The sequence below is a fragment of the Polynucleobacter kasalickyi genome (genome assembly GCF_900176405.1).
GTDB lineage: Bacteria > Pseudomonadota > Gammaproteobacteria > Burkholderiales > Burkholderiaceae > Polynucleobacter > Polynucleobacter kasalickyi.
This window is the reverse complement of sequence record NZ_FWXJ01000010.1, coordinates 12349-26129: the sequence shown is the minus strand read 5'-3', so window position 1 is coordinate 26129 and position 13781 is coordinate 12349. Positions and strand designations below refer to the sequence as shown.

Below are 13781 nucleotides of genomic sequence, written 5' to 3'. Positions count from 1 at the left end.
ACCAAAGATGACAAAAAGTATCAACAAAAAACAGATTCTGAAATGTTTCCTAGTAAGCATAACGCTAATTTATCAGAGCTTTGCCTTAGCTGAGCAAAGTGCAGAAAAGTATATCCATGAAAGGCAATTGAGTAATGGTTTGAGAGTCATTGTAAAAGAGGATCACCGCTCGCCTACTGTAGCCCATATGGTTTGGTATAAAACAGGGTCAGTTGATGAAGATGTTGGCGTCACTGGGGTAGCTCATGTGTTGGAGCATATGATGTTTAAAGGGACAAAATCGATTGGTCCTGGAGAGTTTTCAAAACGAGTTGCTGCTTTAGGCGGTCGTGAAAACGCGTTTACCTCGAATGATTACACCGCTTATTTTCAGCAAATTGAAAAATCACATTTAGCGAAAGTCATGCAACTTGAAGCAGATCGTATGCAGAATTTAGAACTCTCTGAAGCAGAGTTTAAAAAAGAAATTCAAGTCATTATGGAAGAAAGAAGACTCAGAACGGACGATAAAGCTCCAAGTTTGCTTTATGAACAGTTTTTAGCAACAGCACTTAATGCAGCTCCAAACAGACACCCAGTCATTGGCTGGATGAATGATTTAAAAAATATGACCTATCAGGACGCTAGAGATTGGTATGACAGTTGGTATACACCAAAAAATGCAGTACTTGTCATTGTGGGAGATGTCCTGCCCAATGAAGTCTTTGAGCTAGCTGAAAATATCTATGGCAAAGTTCCGCCAAAGGAATTGAAGGCAAGAAAGTTGAAACTAGAACCGACCCAACAAGGTAGACGATATTTTGAGTTGAATGCACCAGCTGAAAACTCAATCGTCATGTTGGGTTGGAAAGTCCCAAAAATAGTAAATGGTCAAATTGATCAGCTAGAGCCTTTTGCAATCGATGTTTTGACTGGCATATTAGATGGCAATCAAAATGCTAGGTTTAGTCGTCAACTGGTGAATGAGAAAAAGATAGTTAGTTCAGTCGGTACAGGTTATGAAGGCTTTTTAAGGGGGCAAAGTTTATTAACTATTTCAGGCGTACTTTTACCAGGGAAAACTCCCGAGATGTTCGAATTGGAAGTAAAAAAAATCTTAAAAGACATTGCTCAAAATGGTGTCAAACCAGAGGAGTTGCAACGCGTAAAAATTGCTGTGATGGCCTCCCAGGTATATAAAAAAGATTCTGTATTTGGTCAAGCAATGGAAATTGGTTCCCTTGAAATGAATGGTATTTCTTGGCAACAAATTGGAGTAATTGATGAAAAGCTGCAAGCAATCACTTCTGAACAAGTTCAAGCAGTTGTTCAGAAATATATTGACGATAGTCAGTTGACGGTGGGTGTTTTAAAGCCTATAGCAATTAACAAAAAAACAAATATCTCTACAAACGCTAAATGATGAAGAAAAAGATGAAATCAACTTTAAAGACAGTTTTTCTCAATTTAATAGCTCTAACACTTTTGCCGTTAGCTCAATTCACTTCTGCTGCATTGCCTATTCAGAAAATTCAACTCGACTCTGGAGCAACGCTATTTTTTGTGGAAGCTAGAACTATACCCATGATCAATATTGGGATAGATATCAAGGCTGGTAGCGTTTTTGATCCAAAAGGTAAAGTAGGCGTGGCAGATTTTGCCGCTAATCTTTTGAATAAAGGTGCCTTGGTACAAGGTGTTAAGAAGGATGAAGCTTATTTGTCTGACAAAATTTCAGACTTAGGGGCAGTTTTTAAAGCGAGCGTCAGTAATGAGTTGACTTCTATTCGGATGAAGTCTTTAAGTAAAGCAACCATTCTGGATGAAGTAATTGCTATTTCAGCGGAGATGATTGCGAACCCAAGCTTTGAGCAAAAAGTTTTATCTAGGGAAAAGTCGCTTGCTGTGAGCGGTTTGTTAGAAAGTCAAACTCGTCCAGACTACCTAATGAGCGAGCAATTTACCAAAATGTTGTATCAAGGAAACCCATTGGGAAAAATGGCATCTGTTGAGGATATTAAAAAAATAGATGTGCAAGATTTAAGAAAATTTCATCAATCTTATTACCGAGCAAAAAATACCAATGTCATTATTGTGGGTGATGTGAGTACTGAAAATGCAATCCAAATTGCGAATCGTCTCACCCAAAAAATGCCAAAAGGCCCAGAGCTTGACATGTCGGTGCCAACTTTTAAACCACTTCCGGTGAAGCCTGCTGATGTTCGAGAAGTACATATACCCCATCCTTCTACGCAAGCACATATTCAAATGGGGATTGACTCAGTACCAAGAAATCATCCAGACTATTTTCCGTTGCTAGTTGGTAATTATATTCTTGGTGGTGGTGGGTTTGTATCACGCCTAATGAATGAAATTCGAGAAAAAAGAGGTTTGGCTTACAGCGTTTCTAGCTACTTTATTCCAGCAAAATATTCAGGATTTTTTTCTGCGAGTATGCAAACCAAAAAGGAACAGTCTGCCCAAGCGGTACAACTTTTAAATCAAACCATAGGTGAGTTTGCTAAGAGTGGACCAACCGATGAAGAGATCATTGCTGCCAAAAGTAATCTCGTCAATGGCTTTGCTTTACGAATCGACAGTAATAATAAATTGCTCGAAAATGTTGCCAACATTGCCTGGAACGATTTACCATTAAATACCTTAGATACGTGGACGACGCAAATACAAAAAGTCACTAAAGAGGATATTCAACGTGTATTTAAAAAATATTTAGATTCTGACAGAATGATTACAGTGGTGGTTGGCGGAAATTGAAAAAAAACTCAGGACCTACAAACAAAGTCAGGATCATCGCTGGCCATTGGCGTAGCAGACAAGTTCAAGTGATTGATCAAAAAGATTTAAGACCGACCACAGACCGTGTGAGGGAAACACTTTTTAATTGGATTAATCCTTTGTTGCAAGGTTCTGCTTGCTTGGATTTATTTGCCGGTACAGGAGTGCTAGGACTTGAAGCCGCTTCTCGTGGAGCCAAGTTAGTTCAATTTGTAGAGCAAGGTCCCAAAGCCTATATAAACATAAAAAATAATCTGGAGATGCTTCAGCCAGGTCCTAGCGCTTGTCAGATTGAGGTGACTCGTGCTGATGCAATTTATTGGTTGGGGAGGCATGATGCATCAATCTTTGACATTATTTTTGTGGATCCGCCCTTTGATGATGTAAATTTGTTACAAAATTCGCTTAAAACGCTTGGAAAGGTGCAGTTTCAAACTAAGTCTCCAATAATTTATGTAGAATCCACAACTAAGATAGAAAATGAAGTTATTTTAGAAAATTTGCAAGATTGGCAAATTGATCGCCAATTAATTGCTGGAGCTGTAAAAGCAAGTCTTCTAAAGAAAAAATAGGGCTATTTGAGGATTAATTATGACAATTGCAGTTTATCCAGGAACATTTGATCCTTTAACGAGAGGTCACGAAGATTTAGTTCGTAGAGCGTCATCGATTTTTAGTGAAGTGATTGTAGGTATTGCCGATAGTAAAAACAAAAAGCCTATCTTTACTTTGGAAGAGCGTATTCAAATTGCAAGCGAAGTATTAAGTCACTATCCAAACGTACGTGTAGAAGGCTTTACCGGCCTGCTAAAGGACTTTGTAAGAAAAAACAATGCTCGGGTCATCGTTCGTGGATTAAGGGCTGTATCAGACTTTGAATACGAATTCCAAATGGCAGGTATGAATCGTTATTTAGTTCCTGATGTGGAAACACTATTTTTGACACCTTCCGATCAATATCAATTTATTTCGGGCACCTTTGTGCGTGAAGTAGCCCTCTTGGGTGGCGATGTAAGTAAGTTTGTTTTCCCATCGGTTGAAAAATGGTTAGATAAAAAGGTGAAAGCAGCTCAGGGTTAATATGGCGTTAATGATTACTGATGATTGTATTAACTGCGATGTATGTGAGCCTGAGTGCCCCAACGATGCCATTAGCATGGGGGCTGAGATTTACGAAATTAATCCTGATAAATGCACCGAATGTGTTGGCCACTACGACAAGCCACAATGTCAGATTGTTTGTCCAATCGCCTGTATCCCAAAAAATCCAGAGTTTAATGAGAGCAATGAACAGCTTTTACAGAAATATAACAGACTGACCAAATCATTAAAGAGTGTGTAGTTCTTTCATTGCTTTAGGTAAGTCGTCATTTAATACATCTGGTAAAACCCGCATAAATTGATAGAAACAGTCTTCAATCAGCTCCATTTCTGGTTTGGGCGGACGCTTTAATACGTAACTTGCGACTTCTTGGTGTGGCGAGCCCTTTTCCACAAAATCTCGGGGATGACCAATGCCGACACGCAGTCGTAAATAGTCTGGGGTGCCAATATGCGACTGGATACTCTTTAAGCCGTTGTGTCCACCGGTTCCTCCGCCCATTTTTAGACGGATAACCCCTGGTGCCAAATCCAGTTCATCATGTACCACTAATAATTGAGTTGGTTTAATTTGCAAAAATCGCATGAGTTGACCTACCGACTCACCACTTAGATTCATGTAGGTCGATGGCTTTAATAACCAAATATCATGGCCTTGCAATTTACCCTTTGCCACTTCGCCTTTAAATTTTTGCTCTACTTTAAAAGTCGCTTGGATGTTTTGGGCAATGAGATCGCATAACCAAAACCCAGCATTATGTCGATCGTTTTTGTGTTGATCTGTTGGGTTACCAAGGCCAATAATTAAGAGCATTTTGATGAATAAATTTATATGGTTTGAAATGCAGGCTTAGAAAAAAACCCGCATGAGCGGGTTTTCTCGCAGAAGAATAAGAAAAAATTATTCCTTACCTTCTTTATCTTTCAATTTTGTTGCTGTTGGAGCAGCAGGTGCCTCAGGAGCACCAGTTGGCACATCTCCACCGGAAACTGCTGGCATACGAGCTACTACAATCGCTGGATTCTCATGTTCAACATGTAAACTTAAAGCAACACCAGCACCTAAGGTTAGGTCTTTAGCGTGTAAAGTCTGACCAACTACCATGGCACTTAAGTCAACTTCAATGAATTCAGGCAAGCTAGCCGGTAAGCATTCGATTTCGATTTCGTTAGTAATGTGATTGATTACACCACCACCTGTTTTAACTGCTGGACATGTGTCCTCGCCTTTAAAGTGGAGTGGAACTTTTACGTGCACTTTGTGAGTAGCATCAATACGTTGAAAGTCGATGTGTAAGACGAGCGGCTTAAACGGATGCATTTGGAAATCACGTAAAAGTGCTTGAGTAACCTTGCCACCAATTTCAATGTCTAAAATTGATGAATGGAAGGCTTCTTTTTTCAAAGCGTGGAAAAGTGCATTGTGATCTAATTCCACTGCTTGCGGTAAATCTGTACCACCGTAAATAATGCCAGGTGTTTTTCCAGAATTGCGCAGGCGGCGGCTCGCACCAGTGCCCTGTACGCTACGTTCGTAGGCTGTAACTTTCATGAGTAAATCCTTAAGTAAATTGCTTCAATAATTTACCCCATTAAAAATGGGGTAGCTTCTCCTGTTCGCGACCAAACAGAGAGGACTGTCATTATAACTCGATTTAATCTCAGAATGCTAGTCGGCGTCGGTAAACATGGACATTACAGATTCACAACGACTAATCCTTTGTAAGGTCTCGCCAAGTAAAGGAGCTATGGATATGAAACGAATTTTAGGATTTGCCTTAGCCGTTACACTTAATGGAATCGTATCAGTAACAACGACTTCGTCCAATTGAGACTCTAAAATTCGATTGATTGCAGGACCCGATAAAACGGGGTGAGTACAGTAAGCCATGACGCTTTTTGCACCTCTTTGCTTGAGAACTTCGGCAGCTTTGCATAAAGTTCCACCGGTATCAATCATGTCATCCATAATGACGCAACGACGACCATCAACTTCACCGATTACATGCATTACTTCTGAAACGTTCGCTTTTGGACGACGTTTATCAATAATTGCTAAGTCACAGCCTAATTGTTTTGCCAGTGCACGGGCTCTTACTACGCCACCAATGTCTGGTGAAACAACCAATAAGTCACCATTATTTTTGCTGTGTAGGTCATTCAATAAAACGGGAGAGGCATAGATGTTATCTACTGGAATATCAAAAAAGCCCTGAATTTGGTCTGCATGAAGATCCATCGTAACAACACGTTCAACCCCTGCCACAGATTGCAACATGTTAGCAACCAACCTGGCAGAAATCGCAACTCTAGCTGAACGAGGGCGACGATCTTGTCGAGCGTAACCAAAATAGGGAATAACCGCAGTGATTGTGCCAGCGGATGCACGCTTTAAAGCATCTACCATAATCATCAATTCCATTAAATGATCATTGGTCGGAGCGCAGGTGGATTGCAAGACGACAACATGCTTGCTTCGGACATTTTCTTGAATTTCAACTTGAATTTCACCATCTGAAAATTTGCCCACCATGGCTTTGCCTAGCTCAAGCCCTAAATAATCTGAAACGGCTTTTGCTAGTTCTGGATTGGCGTTACCAGTAAAAATTACCATGGACTCATTGCTCATAGGTGCTCCAGTAGGAAAAAGGATATGAAATATCTGAAAAGAAATATTTTTTCAAAAAGATAAAAGGGGAAGGGGAAAGAAAGACTGAGGTGAGACACGCTGGGTGGCAGAGGAGGAAGGATTCGAACCTTCGCATGCTGGAATCAAAATCCAGAGCCTTAACCAACTTGGCGACTCCCCTGTTGCGTACTACTCATTAATTTACTACTTAAATTATTACTTGGTACTAAATTATAAGCTGAGTGCTGCTTTAAGCTCTTAACTTTATAAATTTTCCATCCATATGGAAGTTCTGAAAGACAATGGCCCATATTTAAAGTGTTTGGAATCTCGCAAAAAACTGAACTACCAGAACCACTCATCATCGGTTGGGTATTTGGAAACATACTTTTCAACCACCCAATTGCATTCTTAACTTCAACATGTTTTTGCTCGGCAATTACCTGTAAATCATTCTGAAACATGGTTAATTTAGAATATTGCTCTGCAAAGTCAGTTATTGTAATCCTACTGTGATTTCTAGTCAATTCAGTTGATGAAAAAATTTCTTTTGTTGGAATTGAGACGCCCGGAAAAATCACCAAATAATCATTAACTGGTAACTCAATCGGTGTAATGATCTCACCAATACCCTCTACAAACGCATTATGACCTTGGATAAAGAAGGGCACGTCAGCCCCTAATTTCAAGCCTATATCCATTAAATCTTGCTTGGAAAGTGCTAAATTCCACAAATGATTTAAGCCCAATAAAGTACTTGCAGCATCTGAGGATCCACCTCCTAAGCCTGCGCCCATTGGGATTTTCTTATCTAAAGCAATCTCTACTCCCTGGTTAACTCCCAGGGTGCTTTGTAGTAAGTAAGCTGCTTTAACGACTAGATCATCTTTGGGTAAAACATTTGGAATTGGATTGATTCGAATAATTTGCGAATCTTGCCTGGTCTTTAAGAAAACCTCATCTGATAGGTCGAGTAACTGAAAAACACTTTGTAGCAAATGATAACCGTCAGAGCGTTGACCAACGACATGTAAAAAAAGGTTGATCTTTGCAGGCGCAAGAATACTAAGCTGCTTAATCATTGATCAGATCAAAAATTAAGCGAATATCAATCTCTTTACCTCTATCTGATCGATTCATATGTAACTTTTGTATTTTGTTGTCGTTGGACCAAGTATATTTTAAAGTCCAACTATCTTGGACAATCTCCTCCACTTGACCAACTGTATTTCTCTTTAAGGTACTTTGACTACCAGCCCGTGGGAAACCAGATAACCATTCTGTTAAACCTCTAGCTGGAATAGGTAAACCTAAAGTTTGGGCCATTAATTGATCAGCATCAATCGCATTCACAACCTTACCGTTTTGTTCTAAAGAAGCACTGCCAGGTTTAATGCGAATTTTAGCGATGGACGTGCCTATCGGAGATCTAATTTCCAAGTCATCAACTAAATCCACACGATTTAAAGTAAAGGCACCAGACCCACCATCTTGGGATTTAGCATCATTAATTTTGACAGAAAAACGACCATCCCATTTTCTTGCTTTTGTGCTATCGAAGACTACAGGTTTTAGCCATGTGGGACGAAGCCTACGGAGTGTTTCTTTTAGTGTGGAATTATTGGCGTTGATCGATTCAGCTTTACGCCAGACTAAGTCGGCCTCTAATTCTTTACCTGATTTAAATAAAACTTCACCCAAGTGAGCGCCCACTTCGGCCTCATTGAGTTGATTAAATGAATCCTGCAGATATTGCAATGCCAACTCATTATTTCCTAAACGATAATTAACCCAGCCTAAACTATCTAGAATAAAGGGATTATTGGGGTTGATTTGGTTAGCCTTATTAATGAGATATAAAGCATCGGTCAAACGAATATTACGGTCAGCATAGCTATACCCCAGAGCATTTAAAGCGTTGGCATCATTTGGATTCTCTTTCAAGATGGATTGAAGCGCAGCTTCCATCTTTTCAAAGTTGCCAGCTTTTTCTTGTCCTAAAGCATACAAAAATAAAACTTCTTTATCCTTGGAGAGGGGTTTTAAATCACCAACAATTTTGGAGAAAGCCAGCAACGCTTCATCTTGGTCATCAGCCTTATTAAACAGAGGTAAAACTTGTTTTAAGAACTCATCTCTTTTTTTAGTAGATTCATATCTTAAAAATTTCACGGTAGGTTCAACCGCATCACTCCACAATTGATTAATCAATAACAAGGTGATGTAGACTTCTTTAGAGGTGTTATCGGTTGGCGGAGTGAGTTCATCCCATAGTTTTGCAGCATCCAAAGAGGACTTGGGGGATTTAGCTTGTAAAGCAATTTCCATCGCCCTTTGTGCAATTCTCGGATCTTTGGTTGATCTAGCAAGATTCAAGAGTGTTTGGTAGGCGGCCGCAACTTCTCCTCGTTGCAAAGCAATTTCTGAAGTTAAAAACAAGTAAATATTTTCAATATACTTTTCCGCATCCTCTTCTGAAGCCGCGGTTTGTGCAAAAATGTTAGCACTAGTCAGGGTTGTAAAAAGAAGGAATAGTGATGAAAAGACTATTCGACGAAAATAAGATAAATTGTTTTTTGCCATTTGCTTATTCTATATAACATTCAATATTATTTCTAAAAATGCCAGAATTACCAGAGGTTGAAGTTACCAAACAAGGGATCGCGCCAATTATTGAGGGCCAGTCAATCACTGATGTCGTCATATATGACGGAAGATTGCGTTGGCCTGTACCCATACATTTAAAAAATATTTTGACTGATCAAAAGGTGCGTTTATTAAGACGCAGAGGAAAGTACATTTTATTTGAATTCGAACATGGCACGATGATTATTCATTTAGGGATGACGGGGGTACTCAGAATACAAGAGATTACCGAACCACCCCGCAAACATGATCGAGTGGAGTTTCAATTTGGGAACAAAGTATTGCGCCTTCACGATCCAAGAAAATTTGGTTCAATTCATTGGCATCCTTTATCAGAAACCCCTGTAGATGATATGCCGATGTTAAAAAGATTAGGCGTGGAGCCATTTGGCCCTGAATTCGCTGGCGCTTTAGGGGCTGATTTACTATTTAAAAAATCTAGGTCTAGAACCGTTTCCGTTAAGGAGTTCTTGTTAGCGGGCCAGTGCGTGGTTGGGGTAGGTAATATTTACTGCTCAGAGAGTTTGTTTACTGCAGGAATTAATCCAAAAACACCAGCTGGTAAAGTGAGTCTAAAGCGATATGAATTATTAGCCCAAGCAATCAAGTTAACTTTAGAAAAGGCAATTCAAGCTGGTGGTAGTAGCTTAAAAGATTTTGTGAATAGCCAAGGGGAGCCTGGTCATTTTATGGTTCAAACCAAGGTCTATGATCGAACGGGTGAGCCCTGCTATGGTTGTGAAGGATTAATCAAGCAAATTAAACAAGGTCAACGATCAACTTTTTACTGCCCTAACTGTCAAAAATGAGTAGTTTTGCCCAAAAACTGGTTAAGTGGCATCAGAACTATGGCCGCCGGGGATTGCCATGGCAGGGGGTGAGGGATCCCTATAAAGTTTGGTTATCAGAGATTATGTTGCAACAAACACAGGTTGCGACGGTAATAGATCGTTATCAATTATTTTTATCAAAGTTCCCTACTGTGAACGCCTTAGCTCAGGCGCCCTTAGATGATGTGATGGCTTTGTGGGCAGGCCTTGGCTATTACACAAGAGCACGAAACTTACATGCATGCGCTAAGATTATTGCTTCTGAATTCAATGGAAAGTTTCCAGAGGAGCCGGAAACGTTAAATAAACTACCTGGAATTGGAAAATCAACAGCAAGAGCAATTGCTGCATTTTGTTTTAATCATTCAGCAAGTATTTTAGATGCCAATGTACAACGCTTAATCGCTAGAGTATATGGGATTGAAGGCTCTTTAAAGACGAGTAGCGAGAATAAAAAGTTATGGGATTTGGCGGATCAATTAGTCCCAAAAGAAGCGGCTTTGATGCCAATATATACGCAAGCCTTAATGGACTTTGGCGCAACTGTTTGTAAACCAACTGCTCCGATCTGTCAAAATCAAGTGGTAAATAACTGTGTTTATTCTGCGGATTGCATCGCCTTTAAAAATGGTTTGGTCATGCAAATTCCACTAAAAATTAAAAAATCACCCTCAAAAATCGTGGTTAGTGAAATGCTTTTGATCTTGAGTCAAGATGAAATTCTTTTGGAAAAAAGGCCTTCTTCTGGGATTTGGGGCGGTCTTTGGACGTTACCTGAAACACCATGGGTAGAGGTTAAAAGTGAAAACGAGGTTTCGAATACTAGTTTTCAACTTGAACAATTTCAACCGGTAGTTACTTTTACCAACCAATCTATCTATGACGAGGCAAAAATCTTAGCCCCTTTAAAGCATGTATTTACGCATAGAACCTTGTATTTTTCAACGAAGGTAGTTCGGGTTCAAAAAAATATGGTCAAGTGCAACCAATCCTGCGACTGGGTGAAAAAATCTGACCTTGGCCATCTCGGATTACCAACTCCAATTAAAAAATTACTGGCAGACTTTCAGGTGCTAAAGAGAGTGGATTGACGCATTCGCAATATCGCGATGTCGTTTCAATGATGGCAAATTTGAAAATTCAGGGCTATGTTTGAACGTCTTATAGAGCTTATTGACTAGTGCAACTGAGCGATGTTGACCACCAGTACAACCAATTGCAATCGTTAGGTAACTACGGCCGTCTTTTTGATACTTTGGCAGCCAAGAGCTAACAAATGCATTGATATCGATAAACATTTTATTAAACTCTTCCGTTTGAACTAAAAAATCAATGACTGGCTGATCATTACCTGTTAAATGCTTGAGGGCGTTTTCATAATAAGGATTTGGAATACACCTTGCATCAAACACAATATCTGCATCGTGAGGTACACCATTTTTAAATCCGAAAGATTCAAATAAGATAGTGATGGCTGATTTTTTTTCATGCACCAACTCTAGAAGCCAACTACGCAGGGTGTTTGCAGAAATATTGCTTGTATCTATTTGATGGGCAATTTCACCAATACCGGCCATTAAAGATCGTTCTTGATCGATTGCATCAATGAGGGACTGTGCAGAATGATCTGCATGGTTGAGGCTTAAGGGGTGCCGTCTTCTTGTTTCAGAAAAGCGTTTAACTAAAGCTTCAGTAGAGGCGTTAAGGAAAATGGTGTGGATTTCATGGCGATCTTTTACTTGGTCAATAATGCCTGGTAGATCTTGAATACTTGAACCGCGTCTAGCATCAATCGCTACAGCAATCTTGTACGTCCCATCGCTATCTAATTGATCGATTAAAGAGGTAAGCAAATTGATTGGTAAGTTATCGACACATTCAAAGCCAGCATCTTCTAATGCATGAAGTGCAACTGACTTACCTGAACCCGAAATACCAGTAATAATAATGATACTCATGTTAATTATTAGAGTCGGAATGAATTAATTTTTGTTGACGACTAATAAAGTCCTCAAGCGTATTAATACCACGGAGTTGAAGAATCGTATTGCGGACCGCCGCCTCTACCAAGACCGCTAAGTTACGACCTTCAGCTACTTGAATTTTGACCGTTCTAATTGCTAGGCCTAGAATTTCAGTATATTGACTTTCTAAAGGGAGGCGCTCAAAGGTTTGGTCAGTTCTTTTAACAAGCTGAACAATTAGGCGTAACTTCAGTTTACGTCTAACGGCAGTTTCACCAAAAATAGTTTTGATATCTAATAAGCCTAAGCCCCTGACCTCTAATAAATCCCGCAGAATCATCGGACAGCGACCTTCAATGTAATCAGGCCCCAGTCTAGAGAAGTCAACTGCATCGTCCGCTACGAGGCCATGCCCCCTTGAAATCAACTCAAGACCTAATTCACTTTTGCCTAGACCAGATTCACCAGTAATTAAGACACCTAAGCCTAAAATATCCATAAAAACACCATGCATTGTGATACTTGGTGCGCCAATTTTAGTGAGGTATAAACGTAAATGATCAATTACCTCGGCGGCCGGGAGATGTGTCTCAAAAAGTGGTGTGGAGGATCTTTGGCAATGCAACTTCAGGTTGTCTGATGGAATTTGGTTGTCGGCAATAATAATGCAAGGTGGATGCATCGAAATTAAATCAACCAATTGATGACGTAGTTGTGCTTTTTGTAAACGATTCAGATAGTTAATCTCTGGTTCACCACAGACTTGTAGCCGTCTTGGGTGAATGAGGTTTAAGTGACCCACTAGATCCGAGGCGGAGGAAGCTTGCGCAACCACCTGTTCATCAAAACAACGATCTGCGCCTTCTTGGCCGGTAATCCAGCGTAGCTTTAAATCGTCAATGTTCTCATCAAAAATATGTTGAGCGCTGATCCCAATGAGCGACAGTTGCTGGATCATTTGTACACTTCCTAAATCGTTAGAGCGTCGAGAATTTCATTTGGTAATTGGCCACAACGTAAAACTTCACGTTTATTTTTATCGGCTAGAGTTTGGGCAATTTCCGAGAGTAACTCAAGATGAAGTTGCGTTGCTACTTCAGGCACTAATAGGAAGATAGAAATATCAACAGGCTCGCTATCGGAACTACCGTAATCAATCCCTTTTTCTAACCTATAAAAGCTTATCAGTGGATTCTTTAAGCCTTTTACACGACCATGGGGAATAGCTACACCCAAGCCTAGCCCGGTAGAGCCAAGTTTTTCTCGGTCCTGAAGGCAATTAAAAATCAGATCTTCATTCAAATGACTTTGAGAAGAAAAGTTGGAACTCGCTAAACGAAATAAAGAATTAACGTCAGACGCTTGGACGTCTAGGAAAATTTGTTTTTCAAATAAAATTTTAGCGAGTTCACTCATACATCTATTATAGGTTTATTCAGTCAAGACTTGCCGAAATATATTTCGCTCTGACTGGGTGGTGATGATTTTTCGTAATTTCTTTTAACTTTAAAATTTGTTTATCTAATTTATCAATCGTTAAATCAATTGCCTTGTATAGGTCTGAATGATGCGATTGGGCAAACAAATCTTTGCCTAATGCATGAAAACTAATTTCACAGGTTTGACGGAGTTCTTTTTCATGCGCTTTTTCGACAAAAAATGTTGCGCTTACTTGGATGATTTGGTCGAAATGTTTTTTTACGGTTGCTAATTTTTCGCTTAAATGCTCTTTAATTGCTGGAGTTACTTCAAGATGATTACTGTTAATAATTAGTTTCATAAACTCTCCAAATGCGACGTTGAAAAACAAAATTAATTCGGAATTATCTTCAATTT

16 protein-coding genes and 1 tRNA gene are annotated in these 13781 nt (G+C 39.6%); 7 read left to right on the top strand and 10 right to left on the bottom strand.

Annotated elements, in window-relative coordinates; genetic code table 11:
* Positions 1–7 precede the first annotated feature (7 nt).
* The 5 genes from B8983_RS09630 to B8983_RS09610 are packed head-to-tail and all read left to right on the top strand — an operon-like array spanning position 8 to position 4117.
* The gene (locus tag B8983_RS09630) at positions 8–1402 is read left to right on the top strand and encodes a M16 family metallopeptidase (protein WP_084283943.1); all 1395 of its coding nucleotides are present in this window, start codon (positions 8–10) and stop codon (positions 1400–1402) included.
* Positions 1403–1413: 11 nt separating this feature from the next.
* Positions 1414–2754: a M16 family metallopeptidase gene (locus tag B8983_RS09625; RefSeq protein WP_159460878.1), complete on the top strand. Its 1341-nt coding sequence runs from the start codon at positions 1414–1416 to the stop codon at positions 2752–2754.
* On the top strand, positions 2751–3347 hold the full coding sequence (rsmD, locus tag B8983_RS09620; protein ID WP_084283941.1) for a 16S rRNA (guanine(966)-N(2))-methyltransferase RsmD: 597 nt from the start codon (positions 2751–2753) through the stop codon (positions 3345–3347). Before B8983_RS09625 ends, rsmD begins: the two co-directional genes overlap by 4 nt.
* Positions 3348–3366: 19 nt before the next feature.
* The gene (gene coaD, locus B8983_RS09615; protein WP_084283940.1) at positions 3367–3855 is read left to right on the top strand and encodes a pantetheine-phosphate adenylyltransferase; all 489 of its coding nucleotides are present in this window, start codon (positions 3367–3369) and stop codon (positions 3853–3855) included.
* Position 3856: 1 nt separating this feature from the next.
* The gene (locus tag B8983_RS09610; RefSeq protein WP_084283939.1) at positions 3857–4117 is read left to right on the top strand and encodes a YfhL family 4Fe-4S dicluster ferredoxin; all 261 of its coding nucleotides are present in this window, start codon (positions 3857–3859) and stop codon (positions 4115–4117) included.
* Here B8983_RS09610 and pth read toward each other — a convergent pair.
* The 6 genes from pth to B8983_RS09580 form a co-directional block, all read right to left on the bottom strand.
* Complete coding sequence (pth, locus tag B8983_RS09605; protein WP_084283938.1) at positions 4103–4690, bottom strand: aminoacyl-tRNA hydrolase; 588 nt, start codon at positions 4688–4690, stop codon at positions 4103–4105. The two genes, B8983_RS09610 and pth, sit on opposite strands and share 15 nt — an antisense overlap.
* 87 nt (positions 4691–4777) lie before the next feature.
* Positions 4778–5428 carry a 50S ribosomal protein L25/general stress protein Ctc gene (locus B8983_RS09600; protein ID WP_084283937.1) on the bottom strand — a complete coding sequence of 217 codons (651 nt, stop codon included), beginning with the start codon at positions 5426–5428 and terminating at the stop codon, positions 4778–4780.
* Positions 5429–5545: 117 nt separating this feature from the next.
* The gene (locus B8983_RS09595) at positions 5546–6505 is read right to left on the bottom strand and encodes a ribose-phosphate pyrophosphokinase (RefSeq protein ID WP_084283936.1); all 960 of its coding nucleotides are present in this window, start codon (positions 6503–6505) and stop codon (positions 5546–5548) included.
* Between the two features lie 104 nt (positions 6506–6609).
* Positions 6610–6686, bottom strand: a tRNA-Gln gene (locus B8983_RS09590).
* Complete coding sequence (gene ispE / locus B8983_RS09585; RefSeq protein WP_084283935.1) at positions 6664–7587, bottom strand: 4-(cytidine 5'-diphospho)-2-C-methyl-D-erythritol kinase; 924 nt, start codon at positions 7585–7587, stop codon at positions 6664–6666. The genes B8983_RS09590 and ispE overlap by 23 nt, the downstream gene beginning before the upstream one ends.
* Positions 7580–9088 carry a lipoprotein insertase outer membrane protein LolB gene (locus B8983_RS09580; RefSeq protein WP_084283934.1) on the bottom strand — a complete coding sequence of 503 codons (1509 nt, stop codon included), beginning with the start codon at positions 9086–9088 and terminating at the stop codon, positions 7580–7582. The genes ispE and B8983_RS09580 overlap by 8 nt, the downstream gene beginning before the upstream one ends.
* 38 nt (positions 9089–9126) lie before the next feature.
* Here B8983_RS09580 and mutM point away from each other — a divergent pair, with 38 nt between their 5' ends.
* Both mutM and mutY read left to right on the top strand, forming a co-directional pair.
* A complete protein-coding gene (mutM, locus tag B8983_RS09575; RefSeq protein ID WP_084283933.1) occupies positions 9127–9960 on the top strand; it encodes a bifunctional DNA-formamidopyrimidine glycosylase/DNA-(apurinic or apyrimidinic site) lyase in 834 nt (277 codons plus the stop codon).
* Positions 9957–11072 carry an A/G-specific adenine glycosylase gene (gene mutY / locus B8983_RS09570; protein WP_234986997.1) on the top strand — a complete coding sequence of 372 codons (1116 nt, stop codon included), beginning with the start codon at positions 9957–9959 and terminating at the stop codon, positions 11070–11072. Before mutM ends, mutY begins: the two co-directional genes overlap by 4 nt.
* Here mutY and rapZ read toward each other — a convergent pair.
* The 4 genes from rapZ to hpf are packed head-to-tail and all read right to left on the bottom strand — an operon-like array spanning position 11055 to position 13725.
* Positions 11055–11939, bottom strand: coding sequence for an RNase adapter RapZ (gene rapZ / locus B8983_RS09565; protein ID WP_084283931.1), 885 nt, complete (start codon positions 11937–11939; stop codon positions 11055–11057). The two genes, mutY and rapZ, sit on opposite strands and share 18 nt — an antisense overlap.
* A gap of 1 nt (position 11940) precedes the next feature.
* On the bottom strand, positions 11941–12891 hold the full coding sequence (gene hprK, locus B8983_RS09560) for an HPr(Ser) kinase/phosphatase (protein ID WP_200806893.1): 951 nt from the start codon (positions 12889–12891) through the stop codon (positions 11941–11943).
* 23 nt (positions 12892–12914) lie between these two features.
* Positions 12915–13361 (bottom strand): PTS sugar transporter subunit IIA, encoded by a 447-nt coding sequence (locus B8983_RS09555; protein ID WP_084283929.1) that lies wholly within the window; start codon positions 13359–13361, stop codon positions 12915–12917.
* A gap of 19 nt (positions 13362–13380) precedes the next feature.
* Positions 13381–13725, bottom strand: coding sequence for a ribosome hibernation-promoting factor, HPF/YfiA family (gene hpf / locus B8983_RS09550; RefSeq protein WP_084283928.1), 345 nt, complete (start codon positions 13723–13725; stop codon positions 13381–13383).
* Between the last annotated feature and the right edge of the window lie 56 nt (positions 13726–13781).

Excerpts from the sequence above, each read along its gene's own strand:
- rapZ (WP_084283931.1), bottom strand. The coding sequence starts at position 11,939 with ATGAGTATCATTATTATTACTGGTATTTCGGGTTCAGGTAAGTCAGTT.
- hpf (WP_084283928.1), bottom strand. The coding sequence starts at position 13,725 with ATGAAACTAATTATTAACAGTAATCATCTTGAAGTAACTCCAGCAATT.
- mutY (WP_234986997.1), top strand. The coding sequence starts at position 9,957 with ATGAGTAGTTTTGCCCAAAAACTGGTTAAGTGGCATCAGAACTATGGC.
- B8983_RS09595 (WP_084283936.1), bottom strand. The coding sequence starts at position 6,505 with ATGAGCAATGAGTCCATGGTAATTTTTACTGGTAACGCCAATCCAGAA.
- B8983_RS09580 (WP_084283934.1), bottom strand. The coding sequence starts at position 9,088 with ATGGCAAAAAACAATTTATCTTATTTTCGTCGAATAGTCTTTTCATCA.
- mutM (WP_084283933.1), top strand. The coding sequence starts at position 9,127 with ATGCCAGAATTACCAGAGGTTGAAGTTACCAAACAAGGGATCGCGCCA.
- B8983_RS09630 (WP_084283943.1), top strand. The coding sequence starts at position 8 with ATGACAAAAAGTATCAACAAAAAACAGATTCTGAAATGTTTCCTAGTA.
- coaD (WP_084283940.1), top strand. The coding sequence starts at position 3,367 with ATGACAATTGCAGTTTATCCAGGAACATTTGATCCTTTAACGAGAGGT.
- ispE (WP_084283935.1), bottom strand. The coding sequence starts at position 7,587 with ATGATTAAGCAGCTTAGTATTCTTGCGCCTGCAAAGATCAACCTTTTT.
- B8983_RS09555 (WP_084283929.1), bottom strand. The coding sequence starts at position 13,361 with ATGAGTGAACTCGCTAAAATTTTATTTGAAAAACAAATTTTCCTAGAC.
- B8983_RS09625 (WP_159460878.1), top strand. The coding sequence starts at position 1,414 with ATGAAATCAACTTTAAAGACAGTTTTTCTCAATTTAATAGCTCTAACA.
- B8983_RS09600 (WP_084283937.1), bottom strand. The coding sequence starts at position 5,428 with ATGAAAGTTACAGCCTACGAACGTAGCGTACAGGGCACTGGTGCGAGC.
- B8983_RS09610 (WP_084283939.1), top strand. The coding sequence starts at position 3,857 with ATGGCGTTAATGATTACTGATGATTGTATTAACTGCGATGTATGTGAG.
- pth (WP_084283938.1), bottom strand. The coding sequence starts at position 4,690 with ATGCTCTTAATTATTGGCCTTGGTAACCCAACAGATCAACACAAAAAC.